Genomic DNA, 17,423 nt, shown 5'->3' with positions numbered 1-17,423 from the left:
TCACGCGCCCCCTTTCTGGACGAGCTCATCCAAGAGCTTCTCCGAAAACAGGTTGCCGCGACCCAGCTGCCCGTCGGGATCGAGCTGGAGCTTGAGCCGCGCCGACTCGACCATGGCCTCGTGACCGTACATCGTCTCTAAGAAGCCCGCTTTGATCTTGCCGACGCCGTGCTCGGCAGAAACGGCACCGCCCATAGCCGTTACCTCCGCAGCCCACTGGGCAAACAGCTCGCCACCGCGACGGTAGTCCTGCGCATCGCGCGGCAGAATGTTCACATGCAGATGGTTGTTACCGATGTGCCCCCAAGCAGCAGATTCAAGCCCGCTTTCGGCCAGTGTGCGGCGATAGAGCGCAACGACATCGGCAAGGCACGCGTTGGGCACCGACATGTCCGATCCCAGTTTGGTAATGGTGGGATCCGTGCGGCGACGCTCGTCGATAAGCATATTGACGCTCTCGGGGACCGCATGGCGGAAGAACCGCTGGCACTCGCGATCAACCTCGGTGCGCGCGACCCATGTCGCATCGTCGCGGCCGCCCGCAAACTCGAGCACCCATCCCAGGTGGTACAGTTCCTCGGTCGCCTGGGCCTCGTCATCGCAGTCGAGCTCCACGTAGACACAGACCATGGCCTCTTTGTCGAGCGCCGGCAGCGAGGCAAACGCCGTCGACTGCTCGCGCTGACGACGCAGGATATCCAGAGCGCCCGCATCGAAATATTCGATGGCAGCCGCGTGGGAGAGGACGGGACGCACAGAATCGGTGAAGGACACAGCCTTGTCTTCGCTGTCAAAGAAGCAGCTCACGCCCCAAACGACCGCAGGCGCCGCCTGCAGGGCAATCTCGAGCTCGGTGATGACGCCGAGTGTGCCACACGCACCGATAAACAGATCGATGGCATCCATATCGTCAGCGACGAAATAGCCTGAGGCATTTTTTGTCTTGGGCATGGTATAGCCGGGAAGATCGAGCTCGAGCGTACAGCCCGCTGCCGTCACGAGCGACAGGTGGCGGCCCTGGGCAAAAGCCTCGCCGCGCTGAAGCTCAAGCAAATCGCCATCAGCCAGCGCGACGTGGAGTCCCGTGATATGTGGGCGCATGGGACCGTAGGCGTAGCTGCGGGCACCGGAGGCGTTACATGCCGCCATGCCGCCCAGACAGGCAGACGCCTCGGTGGGATCGGTGGGAAAGAACTGCTCGGGGGCCTCTTGGAACTCCTCGTAGGCCTCAAGCGATGCCTGGTCCCAACCAGCAGTCGGCAGCACCTTCTTGCTCAGCTGCTTGCGCAGCTCCGAGAGCACAACGCCCGGCTCCACGCGCAGCAGAAATTGGCCTTGTTCATCGCGGCGAAGGCCCAAGTAGCGATTCATACGGGAAGTATTGAGGATATGCCCGCCGTGGGGCACGGCACCGGCGGCAAGGCCGGTTCGGGCGCCCTGAACCGTTACCGGGACACGCTCGGCATGGAGCTTTTCCAAAATGGCACGGACCTCGTCTTCCGTTGTCGGAAACGAGATGCTCGAGGCCTCGCCCGATGCGCGAGACTCATCGCGACCATACTCTTCGAACTCGTCGGTGAAGGGTTTGATGGTTGCAGACACGCGAACTCCCCCTTTAGCTAACTACAGTGTTTGCAGGGAGATGTTACCGCATCGTTTCGTCGACGTGTTCGAGACCGTCTCCATAATTGGCGATTTTTACGTTCGTGCAATTCGGCGAGCGGCTTGATTTCCTCGGCAGACGATGCTTTTGACACATATGGCCCCGCCGTCGCCGACCGCGCGATTGTCACTCGAAAAAAGTTGGAGTATTTTTTGCCGCCTTTTACCTGCGGAGACACCAATCCGTCAAGCATTTGGTCAGCAATTGGTCAAGTAGCGGCTGATACCGTCGGCATCGACAGCCAAAACCGACAGAAGTTTTGGCCCCAGAAGCAGGGAGGTTCCCATGGCATATTACTGGCCCCAGTACGGCATCGCCATCGAAGTCGACGACGATCCCCATCTCCTGCCTTTCGACGAAGAGGCATTCCCCGATACGGCGGTCTACCACGTTACCACCGATGTGATCTGCGACCCCGAGTCGTTCTCGGCGCTCGCCCACCATATCGCGCATATCCACGACATCGAGCTCCCTCCCGACTTCGAAGAGCTCGTCTACTCGCGCCGCCTGATGCTTCACATGCTCTTTGGAGCGGACCCGTCCACCTTTGCGCGCGTCTATACCGCCAAGGATGCCGCATGAGCGCGAAGAGGCCACCCCACTTTGCAGGCCTGGGGCATCGCAAGAAGCTCATCGTTGCCTGCTTGGCCATCATCTGCGCCCTTGTCGCCGTAGGACTATACGCTTGGCAGTCGCAGCCCGTACCCGAGGCGGGCGCCTCAGTCACGACGGCCGAGGGCAAAACGCGTCAGGAAATCCAAGATGAGCTCGACGCCATCGTCCGCGACAACATGATGACGATTTCGGTCGCGCCGGTCGCTCAGCTGCAGGAGGACGGCAAGCTGCGCGTCAACGTGCAAAACGTCCAAGACAATAAATTTCCCCAGCGATTCCGCGTCATCCAAAACGACGAGACCATGTACGAATCCGGCGTGGTCGAGACCGGCAAGACAATCGAGACGTGCCCCGCCGGCGACATCAAAGAAGGCGAGGCGTACATCGAGATCCAGGCACTCGATGCCAAGACCCTCGACAGCCACGGCAATCCGACACGTGTCAAGGTACGGGTTGAGCAAGCCGAGAACTAGCTTTTCCGGCCGACGCGACACCGCGCGCAATTCACCAGCATTCGTCCAATCATCGCGGGGACGGCCCCGCGGCGAATAGAAAGGAACGACCATGGACATCACCAGGAACATGAACGGAGCCAGAGCGCTCGTCGTGGGCGCAGGGCTCGCGCTCGCGCTCGCAATGGGCGCCGCCCCGACGCCAGCTATGGCAGCCGGGCGCGTTGGAACCACGAAGGTAATGGTCAGGACCGAGATCGACAACGTTGAGTTCAAAGTTCCGACGGTTATTCCCTTCGTCGCCAAGGCCGACGGCACGCTTCAGGGCCCCTCAGAAGACGCGACCACCATCGACAATCATTCGGCCTACGGCATCCATGTCACCAACATGAAGATCGATGCCATGAACACCTGGACCATTGCCGCCGACGCCAAGGCCGGAACCGCGCAGAACTCCATCGACTTTAAGGTTGGCCCCGACGGCGCACTCCAGAACGCCAGCGCCGCAATGCAGGGGACGGGCCTCGATCTTTCCAAGAATGCAGCCTTCGACATGGGCTACCAGGGCATTGCCGGCGGCACGGACAAAATCAAGCTCAAGACAAGCGGAAACGTCGCCCGCGTCACGCGCGACATCTTCCGCGTAACCGGCGAAGGCGATCAGGTTGCGACGATCACCTGGACGGTCGAGCCCGGTGCGCACGCGGCATAAGGCCGTCGCCCTGGCCGCCGCCGTCAGCATCTTAGCGTTTGGGCCAGCCATGGCCTTTGCCCAGCAAGAACAGGCGCAGGCCGCCACGCAAGTGACGGTCGACCTCTCGGAGCTCGACCGCGGCGACCGCGAGGAACCGTTGGCGCAGACAGGCGACAGACGATGGCTCTTGGCAGCAGGCGCCACAGCAGCAGGCGCAGGAACGGCCGGCCTCGGTCTGCACATCAAACGCAGCCAGAAACAAAACATGGACAGGCCGCACTAAATTAGCTAAGGAGACCCCATGGCATCGAAGAACCTTTTGCCCGTCGTCGCACTCTGCGGCGCACTCGCAACCGGAACGCCTGTCGCCGCTTGGGCGACTCCCGTCATGGCAGGCTCCTTACCAGCAGCCCTAAGTTCCGCTCCAAATCCGTCGAGCACCATTGCGTGCGAGCGTTTTTCGATCGCACAGGCCGCGATCTCAACCTCGGGATGCCTTCGTCGTAATACGGACGGCTCGATAGTCGTGGATATCAAGCGTTCGAACAAGGCAAACGGCTCCCAGGCGGGGTGCGCCGTCTGCACGTGGCGCTCGGTTGTGCTCGATGCGGATGGCGATCCATGCAATTTAGAGCTGCGCATCGACATCGCTTCGGTCGATGACTCGGCGAACGGAGCGAAGGTCGCCTTCGACGGTACGTTTTTTGAGAAAGGAGGCGGTATATGTCTGGGCTGCGCCGCCGCGAATGCAGACGATGCGCAGCCCACCCTCTCATTCACGGCATCGTTGCGGCTGACCAAAGCCGGCACCGATGCCATCGCGGCGGGAGAAGCGTCCCTGCTGTTCTACGCCGTCAGCGCCAAAGACACAGACGCTCATTTCGAGAAGCCAGCCGGATCACTCAGCCTTACACGAGGAATAGAGACAGGCCCTATTGAAATCGATGCCCACGCGCAAAGCAGGCAACGCATTCTTGCCGATCCGGCGCTTCTCGAAATGGAGTGGAACGGATCCGGAGCCATCGGAATTCTTCCCTCCGCGCTTGACGCCAAGACGCTCCCCTCAAACGACGAACCCATCAACGCAACCATACAAGAAGAGAGCGCGGACAAAGAAGCAGGTGCGGGCGACACGCCGTCGCCGACAAACAGCATCCCAGCTTCTCTCGAAGCACCGAATGAGCCCGCTAACGATCCAAACGATCCCGAGCTCGCGGACAGTCTGGGGCTTGCTGATCCTCAAGAGATCGATGAAGGTAACTGCTGCATGCTCACCGCACTCGACCACACGACGACCGTCGATGCAGCAAGCATCGAAGTTGCCGCCGCTAATCAGCCCGTCCGCAAGTCGGCTATCATCGCATTTCCTGAATCCATCGAAGTCGTCTTTTTGCCATCGGGCGAGGTCGTGGCCCCAACACTGCTCACCTTGTTGGGCGCCAAGAATACTCGAAACGAAATTAAAAAGGTCACAGTTGTCGACCCTGCAACCACCGCCAAGCTGCGTCTATACGCCGTTGCCGCAAACGGAAGCAAGACCCTGGAATTCGATGGCGACACACTTCTAGCCTGGCGACGTCTGGACATTATGCAAGACGTCTCGTATCAGATCGAACTCGAAGGGTTTGATCGTGCCCGCGATGCCAATATCATCGCCGCGGCTATTGAATCCCCGCAGCGGCTTATGACACTGCGCTTTGAATACTATCCCTATGTCCCGACAACCACCTGAGGCTTAAATGCTGCACATCATTCCTAATACCACTTATATAACGTATTAGATGGGTTGCGATGTGCCTCGCATTTCGTTCTGCTACGATTGCCACGTTGGCATCAATACGGGAGGGCTCATGCCGGGCTTGGGAACAATCATCAACGTTGTGCTTTTAGTTGCGGGCGGTCTTTTGGGATTAGCGGGCGGTCGCTTCATTACACCGCGCATCCAAGACACGCTCATGAAAGCATCGGGGCTGTGCGTCCTGTTTATCGGCCTTGGCGGCACCATGCAAAAGATGCTCCTTATCGATGGAAAGGCGCTGGCGACCACCGGTACCACCATGCTCATTGTCTCGTTCGCCCTCGGCTCGCTCATCGGCGAGGCCATCAACTTGGAGGCCGCCATCGAGAACCTTGGCGAATGGCTCAAGCGAAAAACCGGCAGCGAGGGTGACAACGAGTTCACCAACGCCTTTGTCTCGACATCGCTCACGGTGTGCATCGGTGCCATGGCCATCGTGGGCTCGATTCAGGACGGCCTGCTCGGCGACTGGTCCACGCTCGCTCTCAAGGGCGCACTGGACTGCATCATCGTTTGCACCATGACGGCCTCGCTCGGACGCGGCTGCATCTTCTCGGCCCTGCCCGTCGCCGTGTTCCAGGGAACGATTACGCTGTTTGCCGGCGCGCTCTCCCCCATCATGACCACCGCCGCCCTCGACAGCCTATCGCTCGTGGGCTCTATGCTCATCTTCTGCGTCGGCGTCAATCTCATCCGTCCCCAGACCTTCCGCACGGCCAATATGCTCCCCTCCGTTGTCATAGCCGTCATCTACGCCCTCCTGTTCTAAATCTATCTACATAGCGGCATCTCGAACACCTGTTTGATGCTGTGCTATGATATGAGGTCACCGAAGCTGCGTTAGGAGAGGAGAAGCGGTGGCCGACCAGGACATCAAGATGCTCATCGAGCGCATTATGGCCGAGGCCCGGACCCATCAGTCCGCCCGTTTCTCAAACGAAGTCTACGCAGACGAGCCGATTCTCAAAACCGGTCGTCAGATGCAGAATTTCCTTCCCGACCAGTACCGCAAGATGCGCGAGATATCGCGCTGGCAGGATGACCCCAAAGGCGGTGCGGGACGCTGGCTTTCGGAAGCCGAACTTTTCTACCGCCAAGGCCAGCTGATGGCTGACTTTGAGGACGATTGCCCCTATAACGGTACGTTCAAGTCGTACTTCCCAACCTACAACGCCATGAGCGATCGCCAGCTGCGCGGGTACTTTACCTGGCGCGCACGGGTACGCCGCGGAACCGTCGAAGAAACGTCTACGTCCTTTGCCTTCCTGTATCTCTATGAACTGATCTGCGGCATTGGCGTAGATGGCCCGCTCGATGGTTTTAGCAAGATCAAGACCTTTTGGGATGCTTATCGTGCCTTCGAGCCCGGTATCGACCGGTTTGCACGCGTGTGGCTGCAGGATTACGCCGTGTTCCACGGGCTCGATCCCAAGCTGCTTCGCGACTCTAAAACCGTCATGTTCGATAACGCCCTTATCGAGCTGCGGCGCGCAGCTCGAGACCTTGCGCCTGCACCGGCGCCGTCCGGGCAGGCCCCCAAACGTCGTAAATCCTCTGAGCCGATCCTCCCCCTTCCGCCCGACGAGGCGCGCGAGGAGCGACTCATGGCCGCTATCAACGCCCTCTCCACGTATAACCTCAATAACTCAAGACTCGATCGCAGCCACCATCGCGACCTGCGCCACGTGGCATGCGCCGTGTATGTCCGTATGGCGCGTTACTATGACACGCACCGAAAGACCGGTATCGTGGCGAGCTTGTTTGGGGAGGAGACGGCCATGCCCTATACCATGTTTGCCTCGGCCGTGTTCTTTGCGCCCGAGCGCCACGAGGACTGCGAATATCGCCTGGATCCTATCCATATCTACCGTTGCCAAAACGGCTTTTGGGAATGCATGCGCATCCACGGCAGCAGGCAAAAGAGCAGCAAGCTCGGTGAAATGATGCGCGCCTGCGACCAACGCCTGCGCCTGGCGCTGGACCCCGCCCATCCCCTTAAGGAAGAAAAGGTCCCCAAATATCTGGCCAAGATTATCGATGACGAGATTGTGGCATGGCTTTCGTGGGACGCCGCACACCAGCCCGTCAAGATCGATATCGATCTGAGTCAGCTGGGGCACATTCGAAGCGCCGCCGCGCAAACGCGCGAAGCGCTTTTGATCGATGAAGAGCGCGAGGACGGCGCACCTGTGGAAGCCGAGGCAGCGGACTCAGGGCAACCGGAAGCCGAGCCCGTAGCCGACGCGATTGTCGAGGCGGTCGCGGCACCCATTCGGCAGGACGAGACCGACGAGCCAACCATATCCACCGAACAGTTTGGTGTCGTGGCACCGCTTCTCGCGCCGACGCCCGCGTTCGCAGCTGTTGCGCCCGCTGACGCCACGAACGAACTCACGCCTGCCGCAGACGCCTATCTCCGCGCGCTGCTCGAGCACAACGCAGTACAGGCGGAATCGGCGGTAGTGCAATCGGGGCAGAGCGAGGACATGCTCGTCGATACCATCAACGAAGCGCTCTTTGACCTGGTGGGCGACACCGTTATCGAATTCGGCGCGGCAGGACCGCAAATTATCGAGGATTACGAAGCAGACGTGAGAGGATACCTAGACCATGAGTGATACCGCATCCGCAGCGCCCCGCGTACCCAAACGCGTCGCCGCCGTTATCCTAAACTCGCTCAAGGGCGGCGTGGTCCCGCGCATCGGCCTTCCCTACATCACCGTAGGGCGCGAGGTCGAGATCCGCGCCCTGCTCACCGATCTGAGTCTCATCGCCGACGGTGGCGCGAGCTTCCGCTTTCTGGTCGGTCGTTACGGCGCCGGCAAGAGCTTTTTGCTCCAGACCATCCGCACGCACGCCATGGGCGAGGGATTCGTCGTCGCTGATGCCGACTTGTCGCCCGAGCGCCGCCTGCAGGGCGGTCAAGGACAGGGCCTTGCCACCTACCGCGAGCTCATCCGCAATATATCGACCAAGACGCGCCCCGAGGGCGGTGCGCTCAACCTTATTCTGGATCGCTGGGTCGCCTCGTGTGCCGACGACGACGAGTCGGTCGTCAATACCCAACTGGCCCCGCTCGAGGAGATGGTCCACGGCTTTGACTTCACCCGCATGCTCCGCCGCTATCGCACGGCCGTATCCGAGGGCGACGAAGAGGCCATGAGCCGCGTGACCAAATGGATTCGCGGCGAGTACCGCACCAAGAGCGAGGCACGCGCCGAGCTGGGCTCCTCGACCATCATCAGCGATGACGACTGGTACGACTACGTCAAACTCATTGCACGCTTTTTGGTCTGCAGCGGATACAAGGGCATGCTGGTGCTCATCGATGAACTCGTGAATCTGTACAAGATTCCCAACGCGATCACGCGCCAATACAACTACGAGAAGATCCTGACTATGTACAACGACACGCTCCAGGGCAAGGCGCAGTACCTGGGCATGATCATGGGCGGCACTCCAACCTCCATCGAAGACCGCCGCCGCGGCGTGTTCTCCTACGAGGCTCTGCGCAGCCGGCTCGCTCAGGGTCGCTTTGCGCGCGAGGACCTTAAGGACATGCTCGCACCCATCATCCGCCTGCAGCCACTCACCTATGAGGAGCTGCTGGTGCTGATCGAAAAACTCATGCAAATTCACGCCGGCTACTTTGGCTGGACGCCCACGCTTACCGAGAACGACTTGGTGGACTTCCTCAAGATCGAGTTCGATCGTGTGGGAGCCGATACGCATCTGACGCCGCGTGAAGTTATTCGTGACTTTATCGAGCTGCTCGACATCCTATGCCAGAACCCCGACGCCAACGTAGCCGAGCTGCTGCAAAGCGTCGGCGGTGACGCGCTGGCGCCAGCAACCGCAACAGGCGACACCGATACCGCAGGCGGCGACCGTAACTTCGCCGAATTCACCATCTAACCTGCCAAAAAGGGACAGGTTTATTTTGGCAGGTTTTATCTGGGCAAACGTCGAGGCATTAATGCAGCAAGCCACTGCCCACCGCGTTGAGAGATTCGTTTTTGAAAGGAGGCCCCGTGAACGCCTTTGACCGCTACGCCCCGTTTATCCAAGACTTCATCTACTCCCACGATTGGGAGAGTCTGCGCTCTATCCAGGTTGCAGCGGCAGACGCCATCTTTAATACGCAGGACAATGTGCTCCTGACGGCATCCACAGCTTCCGGCAAAACCGAGGCAGCCTTCTTTCCCATCCTGACCGAGTTTTGGGAGAACCCGCCCGCAAGCGTTGGCGCCCTCTACATCGGCCCCCTCAAGGCACTCATCAATGATCAGTTCGTCCGCCTCAACGACCTATGCGAAGAGGCCGATATCCCTGTCTGGCACTGGCATGGCGATGTCTCGCAGTCGCACAAGGCCAAACTCATCAAAAAGCCGAGCGGCATCCTTCAGATTACGCCCGAATCGCTCGAGGCGCTCCTGATCCATAAGCACATGGCGATCCCGCGCATGTTTTGCGACCTGCGCTACGTCGTCATCGACGAGGTTCATTCGCTCATGCGCGGCGACCGCGGCGGGCAGACGCTCTGTCTTATCGAGCGCCTCTCGCGCATGGCAGGCGTGCAGCCCCGCCGCATTGGCCTTTCGGCCACCATCGGCGACCCCGAGCGCACGGGCGCCTTTCTCTCGCAGGGAACGGGACGCGACTGCGTTATCCCCCGTTTTGAGGAACCGCGTCGCGTGTGGCGCATCTCCATGGAGCACTTCTACAACTCGGGTCCCCAGGCACAGCAGCGGGGATTCGAGAGCACGGGTCCTCAAGAGGCCGAAGTGCTTGCGTGCGAGCGCATCGAGGCGGCGGCATCCGCGGCACTGCCCGCCGGCGCCCAAGACATGCGTCACAGCGGACAGCTCACACAAGAGGAGCGCCGTCAACGTCGTGAGCGGGCACGGGGCAAAGCCGCTCCCAAAGACCGTCGCACTTCCTCGGCCCCCGAGGGCGAAGTCGACATCCCACGAGCGACCGAGCAGGCGCTTCTCAACCCCACCGACACGGCGCCCGACAACGCCGACCCCGGTATGGGCTATATCTTTGAGCATACGCGCGGCCGCAAGTGCCTGGTCTTTGCCAACTCGCGCGAGGAGGCAGAGGCCGTGTGCTCCATGCTGCGTAGCTACTGCGAGAACCGGCACGAGCCCGACCGTTTCCTCATTCATCACGGCAATCTTTCGGCATCGCTGCGCGAGACGGCCGAGGAACTCATGCGCGATGAGGAGCAGGCACAGACAACCGTCACCACCTCTACGCTGGAGCTCGGTATCGATATCGGCCGTCTGGAGCGTGCGTTTCAGATCGATGCGCCGTTTACCGTCAGTTCCTTTTTGCAGCGAATGGGCCGCACGGGACGCCGCGACCTTCCGCCCGAGATGTGGTTTGTCATGCGCGAGGAAGAGCCTGAGCCGCGCACGATGATGCCCGAGACCATTCCTTGGAAGCTCCTGCAGGGCATCGCGCTCGTACAACTCTATCGCGAGGAAAAATGGGTCGAGCCGCCTGAGCTCGATCGACTCCCCTACAGTCTGCTCTATCACCAGACCATGTCGACCCTCGCCAGCACCGGAGAGCTCACGCCGGCCGAACTTGCCCAGCGCGTGCTCACACTGAGCTATTTCCATCGTATCTCGGCCGATGACTATCGCGTGCTGCTGCGTCACCTCATTAAGATCGACCATATCCAGGTCACCGAAGGCGGCGGACTCATCGTGGGTCTCGCGGGCGAGCGCATCATTAACAACTTTAAGTTCTACGCCGTGTTCCAGGAAAACGAGGAGTTCACTGTTCGCAGCGAGTCGGCCGAGTTGGGCACGATCGTCAATCCCCCACCGCCCGGTGAGCGCATCGCCATCGCAGGCCATTGCTGGATTGTCGAGGAAGTGGACTGGAAGCGCCACACTGTCTTTGCCACGCAGGTCAAGGGCCGGGTGCCGGCCTACTTTGGCGACTGCCCCGGCGACATCAATACACACGTACTCGAGCGCATGCGCAAGGCGCTCAACGAGCACGCGACATATCCGTACCTCATGGGTAACGCACGGGCCCGCTTAGCGCAGGCTCGTCATACGGCCAAGCTTTCGGGTGCGGGAACTAAACCGCTCATCAACCTGGGCGGCGATACCTGGGTGCTCTTCCCCTGGCTGGGCAGCTACGCCTTTTTGGCGCTCGAGCGCATGCTCAAGATTAAATGTGCCGCTGAGCTGGGCCTTCGCGGACTCGACCCGTCACGCCCGTACTTTATGCAGTTTAAGATGAAAGCCGACGAAGAGACGTTCTTTGAGGTGCTCGCCGCCGAGGCCGAGAAGAACTTCGACCCCATCGAGCTCGTCTATCCTGGCGAGGTGCCTTACTTTGACCGCTACGACGAGTTTGTTCCCGAAGAGCTCGTGCGCAAAGGCTTTGCCGAAGGCGTGCTCGACATCGAAGGCATGAAGCAGCGCGTCCTTAGCTGGCGAGACCACGCATAAGGCCGGCCCCGAATGGGCTAGTCGTAAAGAACGGTGCCGAGGAAGTCGGTGTCGTAGGGCACGGCGCCCGCGAAGGCATAGTCGCCGTCACCGGCGATGAGCAGGTAGTTTTCCTCGCCGCCAAACTCCGTGTCGCCGCAGGGGACAACCCACGCATGGGCAAACACCTCAAGTGCCGTGGCAACGCAATCGCGCAGGAACGTCACATCGCTCCCCTCGCTCGCGCTCACGATATTGGCTACATAGACGCCACCCGCATGCAGGCTACCCCGCACCAAGCGCAGAGCCTCGACGGTCGCCAGCTCGCGCACAGGCTCGGCGCCGCCAAAGCAATCGCTCACGATAACGTCGTAGCGGCGATGCCCCACGCTCGTCACGCCCAGATACGAGCGCGCCTCTGCGGTGATCACACACAAGCGGTCACCCACCATGCGCTCAAGCTCGTCCAGATAGAACCAACGACGGGCCAGACGCGTAATCTCGGCATCGTACTCAACGACATCCATACGCAGGCCCTCGTGCGACATCAGCGCAAACTTGGGGTAAGCAAACCCGCCACCGCCCAGCATGAGCATGCGGTCGATGCCATGCCCGCAAGCTGCGCGCATCGCATCCTGGGCCTCAAACACATCGTCAAACGCACGATAGTACGCAAAGACCGGCTCTGTCCAGCGATCGCCAACATAGCTCGCACTTTGGTAAACGCCACCCTGCACAAGCACGCGAACCTCATCGCCGTTCGCATCGCGCACGCGCCTTACGCGTGCTAGCCCATTACGAGTCCGCGCGACCTGCAAGCAGGCAGCGCGAACAGCGACAGCGGCCGCACCAAGCGCAGCAGCTCCCAAGGCAACACCGGCAACAACCCCGGCAGAAACACTCGGCTTGTTCATCTAGAGCTCCTTTTGCAGATAGAGGCCATGATCGTAAAAACCCAGGTGACGATAGTACTCACGCGTGCCGATCGCGCTAATCACGTTAATGTGCGTATAGCCCGCATCCCGAGCGATAGCGCACGCGCGCTCCACCAGCGAACGGCCCAGCCCATGATGCTGCGCCGCCTGGCCCTGATCGCCCACACGCGCCGCCATGCCATACACGTGTACCTCGCGAATCATCGCCTCGTCCGGCGTCGTCGGCAACTCGCCCGCGTGGGCGGCAACAAATGCGCGGTCGGGCAGAGACAAGCGCAAAAAGCCGGCGATCTTGCCCTGTGGTGTCACCCACTGCAAAAAGCGCTCGCCCGTCACCGGGGTCTCGTAGGCGACCTCGTCAAGGGACAGCTCACCCAAGTCGGCACCCGCCGTACTGATCTCGCGATAACGAATCTCACGCACCGTCGCACCGTCACCCCGAGCAGCCAGGCGGTTCTCAACGAGCTGACGCAGGTTGGGCTTCTTGTTGCCCACCATGATGTCGTCGGAGCTAAAGTCGCGGATCATACGACTGATGCGGCAGAACGCCGGTGTCACCACGATGTCGTCGGCCAGCACATCGAGCAGCTCTTCCTCGGTATAGGGACGCCACTCGCCGCGCTCATAGCAACCCACCAGACGCGAGCCCTCGATAAGCGCACACGGGTAGACCTTGACCTCGTCGGGCATAAAGGCCCCCTCGGTCATAAAGCACTCGTAGTCACGCTTGTCCCCCTCGGGCGTGGCGCCCAGCAAGTTGAGCATAAAATGCGCGTGGATCTTAAAGCCAAACAGGCGCGCGAGCGAAAACGCCCGCTCGATCTGCTCCACCGAAATGCGACGCTCGTTGATATCGAGCAGGTGCTGGTCGAGGCTCTGGATGCCCATCTGGATCTTGGTGCAGCCCAGGCGGCGGATAAGCGTAAGCGCCTGCGGCGTTACAGCATCGGGGCGCGTCTCGATGACGAGCCCCACCACGCGATGCTTCGCCGTCTCGTTGATTCGTTGCTGGCGCTCAAGCTCTTCCATCGTGGCCGTCTGCCACTCGGCGACCTCGCCCCACGGCGTACCGGAACCGTACAGACGACGCACCGCGCGGTTATAGCCGCCCACGGCAGCATCCACACGCCCTTGCTCGTCGGCAACGCCGGCAGCAAGCTCGACCTCGTCTGTCGCAATGCCGGCAGCCCGATAGCGCTCGCGGCGCTCCGCTACCACGGGCGGCAGGGCATCGGCGGGAGCGTCATCGAGCAGGCGCCCCGCCTCGGCACGACTGATGCCCGGACGCGCCAACATGGGGTTTGCCGCCACGCCGGCGACGGCATCGTCATTGAGCGCACGGAAAAGCTCCGACATAAACCATGTCTGATAGCCTTCCGGATAGTCGCTCCAGGTACCGCCAAGCACAATGAGCTCGATCTTATCGGTCGCATGCCCCATCTGCGAAAGCGCCGTCAAACGGGCGCTCACCTGCAGATATGGATCGAAGCAATTTTGCTCCGCACGGGCGCACGCGGGCTCGGCATGCAGATAGCTTTTGGGCATACGCAGGTCGTTGGGGCAAAACAGGCAATCGCCCGAGCACGGCCACGGCTTGGTGATGACGGTAATGGTCGCCACGCCCGAAGCCGTTCGGCGCGGCTTCATACGCAGCACCTGCAGCAGTTGACGTTCCAGCTCGGCATCGACATTCCACCCAGCCCAACGAGCCGGCCCCTCACGCTTTACCCGCTGGTAAAACGGCAGCAGGCGACGCTTGGCCAGGTCGCGCTTATCGGCACCCTCGCGGCGCGCCTCGGCATGTATCAGTTTGACGAGCGCCTTGTCGTCCACGGTTTCGCCGCGACGCAGGGCCTCGAGTATGTTCAAGATAATCTGTTCCATGCCCCCATTGTAAAGGCAAAGGCGCCGGAGCCCGTCACGGCTCCGGCGCCTCCATCAAACAGCGCGTCTAAGCATCTATGCTTGCGGACCAGCCCGCAGCCATCACTCCGGATCAAACGACATGTCGCCCGAACCGACCTCAAAACGATACGTGGCAGACTTGTCACCGTTATCGAATTCAAGATTCAAAATGGTCTCGCCGTCGTAGCCAAGCGGAAGGAAATCGCTCTCGAAGTCGCCGCTGCCCAAGGTGAGGCTCGCCTTAAAGCCCGTCGAGTTCGGAACCGTCATCTCCACATCGCCCGAGCCCACACTCACGTCCATCGACTTCGCGGGGGCCTGGTAAAGCTCGAGCGTCACATCGCCCGAACCGACCTCAGCGCTAAGCGCATCAGTCACGCTGCCCGTAAACTCTACATCTCCCGCACCCAGGAAAAGATCGAAACCATCACAGATGACACCGGCAATCTGCAGATCACCCGAGCCCACGTGCGCGTTGACTCCCTTCAGATGTTCGGCAACACGGCGCGGCAGCTCGACCGTAACTGAGCGATCGATTGCCTTACCGTCATCACTTCCAAACTGGGAAACCTTGAGCGTCGAGTCCTCGACGGATGCGATGTTTTGCGTCGCGGCCTTGGAGGCATCCATACCCTCGGCAACGCGCCCCCGCTCGATAACGCGAGCCTTGTTGCCATCAACAACCTTGACGTCCACCGAAGCCGCATTGATATCGAAATCGAGGTAGCGGAACTCATCGGCATCAAAAGTCGTGCTCGAAAGCTGCTGAGGCCGAGCGGAATAGTTACCGCTATTCAAGGAATCGTCCTCGTCAAACATATCGTCAAAATCAGACAAATGGCCAGATAGAATACCGGTCGTACGCACCATATCAGAATGAGCCAATAGCCGCGAAGTGCCAAAGACAAGCCCGATGATAAGCACGAACGCTCCGATGCCAACGCCCAAGCGTACCTTGGATTCATGCGAAAGCTTCATCATTCACCACCCTCTTTGGCAATCGGCTCAGCGGTGGTCGCGGTAGCCACGTCAGCATCAACCGAAGCGGAAACATTCTGAGCCCTAGTTGTCACCGACGCCGGGCCAACCTGAATATCCCCGCGCGCCCAATCGCCATCGAGCGCACGCGCCACCCAGTGATAGATGGGAATCGTAAAGAAGATCAGCGCGGCAAAGGGACCGGCACCAAACAGGAACATCAGCAAAAAGAACAGCAGCCAGCACACGGCCCAATACGGGAACGACTGGAACGGGCCCTTCACCGGAGTCGAGCCAACCGCGGTGCCACTCGTCGCCTGCGCCGTAGCGGCATTGGCGGCCTGCGCACTCCAGCTTGCCGCCTGCGCCGCCTTGGCCGCGGCATCACTTGCCTGCGTAGCTGCCTCCGTGGCGCGTGCCGCCGCCTCATGGGTGCGGGCGCGCTCTGCCGCCTCGGCCTCGCGCTGACGGGCGCGGTCCTCGTTCTCAAACTCGATATCGTCCTCGATCTCGTCGCTCGGATTGAGCAGCTCGTCCAGGCTCACGCCATAGAGTTTGGCGAGCGAGATTAGGTTCTCGGTATCGGGCGAGCTCTCCGCGCGTTCCCATTTACTGACCGCCTGGCGCGACAGCCCTAACTTTCGCGCCAGCCCTTCTTGGCTAAAACCCTTGCTGCGACGAAGGTCGGCGAGCCGCTGCGCAGTTTCTACATTCATGGTTCCTCCTATGTGATGCCAGCCGTGCCGCCGGACCGTTTTTGTTCTTAAGGCGCCTTGCACAGTTAAAAATCTATCCGCCACCGCCAAAAGCATGCCACCTATTCTAGTGAGATTTTTGACAACCGGCGGTTGCGGGTGCATATGAGCTGCGGAAATGTGTCCAAACAAAGCAATGACCCGTAGCTTGGTTGTCCCCGTTGCAGCGTTAACGGTAGTATGGTCGTACTGTTTATTCCGCACCGCCAACGGAGGGAGTTCCGCGCCGTGAACCGCGATTTCGCCTCATCGCTCATCCAGCTCAACAACACGTTCTATCGCGAGCACTCCGCCTCCTTCTCCGATACGCGCCAGGCCCCGTGGCCCGGCTGGGTGCGCACCATGGATATCGCGCTCGGGCAGCTCGACGTCGCCACGATCGAGCATCCCGTCCGCGTCTTCGATCTTGCCTGCGGCAATATGCGGTTCGAGAACTTTGCCGCCGGCGGCGCACTTGCCGCCAAGGGCGTCGACGGAGCAAACCCCTCGGCAGATGCCAGCTGTCCGTTTGAGTTCTATGGCGTCGACTCGTGCCAAGACCTGGCCATCGATGCACATGGCCACGCGCTGCGCATTCCCAACCTGCACTTCCAGGAGCTCGATGTGCTCGATGCCCTCATGAAGCTCAATCCCGCCGAGACGCCCGATGCGCTTTTCGATGCCCCGCTCGCCGACATCTCGGTCTGTTTTGGCTTTATGCACCACGTACCGTCGTGCGAGTACCGCGTACGCGTGCTCGACGCCCTGGTGCGGCAGACGCGCCCAGGCGGCATCATCGCCATCAGCTTTTGGGAGTTTATGAACGACGAGCGCATGGCGCGCAAGGCTGTTCGCGCCGAGGCCCGCGCCGAGCTCACCCCGCCGTTTGAGGGTTACGATTCCGCGCAGTTTGAAGCCGGTGACCACCTCATTGGCTGGCAAAACGACCGCCACGCCTACCGCTATTGCCATCACTTTGACGATCAGCAGATCACCGACCTGGTGCGCGGCGTGCGTACGTTCTACAAGAGCGGCGAGGTCCCCGTGCGCGAGCTTGAGCGCTTCCATGCCGACGGTCGTAGCGGCGATCTCAACCGCTATGTGATTCTCAAGCGCCTGTAGGCACCGACGACTCGCCGTCGAGCCGCACCGCGTCTTTCGGGCAAACTATGCCCACGCCTTTTTCAACCCATT

15 protein-coding genes are annotated in these 17,423 nt (G+C 60.7%); 10 read left to right on the top strand and 5 right to left on the bottom strand.

The features are described from left to right. A complete protein-coding gene (locus FGQ67_RS06390; RefSeq protein WP_138340706.1) occupies nt 1–1,602 on the bottom strand; it encodes an FAD-binding oxidoreductase in 1,602 nt (533 codons plus the stop codon). A gap of 346 nt (nt 1,603–1,948) precedes the next feature. Between FGQ67_RS06390 and FGQ67_RS06385 the strand changes: the two genes are divergently transcribed. The 9 genes from FGQ67_RS06385 (at nt 1,949) to FGQ67_RS06345 (ending at nt 11,698) form a co-directional block, all read left to right on the top strand. After that, on the top strand, nt 1,949–2,245 hold the full coding sequence (locus tag FGQ67_RS06385; RefSeq protein ID WP_138340704.1) for a hypothetical protein: 297 nt from the start codon (nt 1,949–1,951) through the stop codon (nt 2,243–2,245). Then, nucleotides 2,242–2,751: a hypothetical protein gene (locus FGQ67_RS06380; RefSeq protein ID WP_138340702.1), complete on the top strand. Its 510-nt coding sequence runs from the start codon at nt 2,242–2,244 to the stop codon at nt 2,749–2,751. The genes FGQ67_RS06385 and FGQ67_RS06380 overlap by 4 nt, the downstream gene beginning before the upstream one ends. 91 nt (nt 2,752–2,842) lie before the next feature. Beyond that, entirely contained in the window at nt 2,843–3,442 is a 600-nt protein-coding gene (locus tag FGQ67_RS06375; protein ID WP_138340700.1) for a hypothetical protein, read from the top strand. Nucleotides 3,443–3,491: 49 nt separating this feature from the next. Continuing rightward, complete coding sequence (locus FGQ67_RS06370) at nt 3,492–3,707, top strand: hypothetical protein (RefSeq protein WP_138340698.1); 216 nt, start codon at nt 3,492–3,494, stop codon at nt 3,705–3,707. Nucleotides 3,708–3,725: 18 nt separating this feature from the next. Then, on the top strand, nt 3,726–5,156 hold the full coding sequence (locus tag FGQ67_RS06365) for a hypothetical protein (RefSeq protein ID WP_138340696.1): 1,431 nt from the start codon (nt 3,726–3,728) through the stop codon (nt 5,154–5,156). 61 nt (nt 5,157–5,217) lie between these two features. Then, complete coding sequence (locus FGQ67_RS06360; RefSeq protein ID WP_249934405.1) at nt 5,218–5,991, top strand: DUF554 domain-containing protein; 774 nt, start codon at nt 5,218–5,220, stop codon at nt 5,989–5,991. An 88-nt stretch (nt 5,992–6,079) separates the two neighbouring features. Next, the gene (locus FGQ67_RS06355) at nt 6,080–7,840 is read left to right on the top strand and encodes a TerB N-terminal domain-containing protein (RefSeq protein ID WP_249934404.1); all 1,761 of its coding nucleotides are present in this window, start codon (nt 6,080–6,082) and stop codon (nt 7,838–7,840) included. Then, a complete protein-coding gene (locus FGQ67_RS06350; RefSeq protein ID WP_138340694.1) occupies nt 7,833–9,137 on the top strand; it encodes an ATP-binding protein in 1,305 nt (434 codons plus the stop codon). The genes FGQ67_RS06355 and FGQ67_RS06350 overlap by 8 nt, the downstream gene beginning before the upstream one ends. A gap of 116 nt (nt 9,138–9,253) precedes the next feature. After that, nucleotides 9,254–11,698 (top strand): DEAD/DEAH box helicase, encoded by a 2,445-nt coding sequence (locus tag FGQ67_RS06345; RefSeq protein ID WP_138340692.1) that lies wholly within the window; start codon nt 9,254–9,256, stop codon nt 11,696–11,698. 17 nt (nt 11,699–11,715) lie between these two features. Here the strand turns inward: FGQ67_RS06345 and FGQ67_RS06340 are convergent, their stop codons facing one another. The 4 genes from FGQ67_RS06340 to FGQ67_RS06325 form a co-directional block, all read right to left on the bottom strand. Further along, entirely contained in the window at nt 11,716–12,591 is an 876-nt protein-coding gene (locus FGQ67_RS06340) for a spermidine synthase (protein ID WP_138340690.1), read from the bottom strand. After that, nucleotides 12,592–14,496 carry an elongator complex protein 3 gene (locus FGQ67_RS06335; RefSeq protein WP_138340688.1) on the bottom strand — a complete coding sequence of 635 codons (1,905 nt, stop codon included), beginning with the start codon at nt 14,494–14,496 and terminating at the stop codon, nt 12,592–12,594. Between the two features lie 102 nt (nt 14,497–14,598). Continuing rightward, nucleotides 14,599–15,498 (bottom strand): DUF4097 family beta strand repeat-containing protein, encoded by a 900-nt coding sequence (locus FGQ67_RS06330; protein ID WP_138340686.1) that lies wholly within the window; start codon nt 15,496–15,498, stop codon nt 14,599–14,601. Further along, nucleotides 15,495–16,211: a helix-turn-helix domain-containing protein gene (locus tag FGQ67_RS06325; RefSeq protein ID WP_138340684.1), complete on the bottom strand. Its 717-nt coding sequence runs from the start codon at nt 16,209–16,211 to the stop codon at nt 15,495–15,497. The genes FGQ67_RS06330 and FGQ67_RS06325 overlap by 4 nt, the downstream gene beginning before the upstream one ends. Nucleotides 16,212–16,478: 267 nt before the next feature. Between FGQ67_RS06325 and FGQ67_RS06320 the strand changes: the two genes are divergently transcribed. Then, complete coding sequence (locus FGQ67_RS06320; protein ID WP_171025227.1) at nt 16,479–17,351, top strand: class I SAM-dependent methyltransferase; 873 nt, start codon at nt 16,479–16,481, stop codon at nt 17,349–17,351. Nucleotides 17,352–17,423: the final 72 nt, after the last annotated feature.

This window comes from Collinsella aerofaciens (assembly GCF_005845035.1).
GTDB lineage: Bacteria > Actinomycetota > Coriobacteriia > Coriobacteriales > Coriobacteriaceae > Collinsella > Collinsella aerofaciens_I.
Note: the sequence above shows the minus strand (reverse complement) of the source record. Positions and strands in the feature narration are given on the sequence as shown.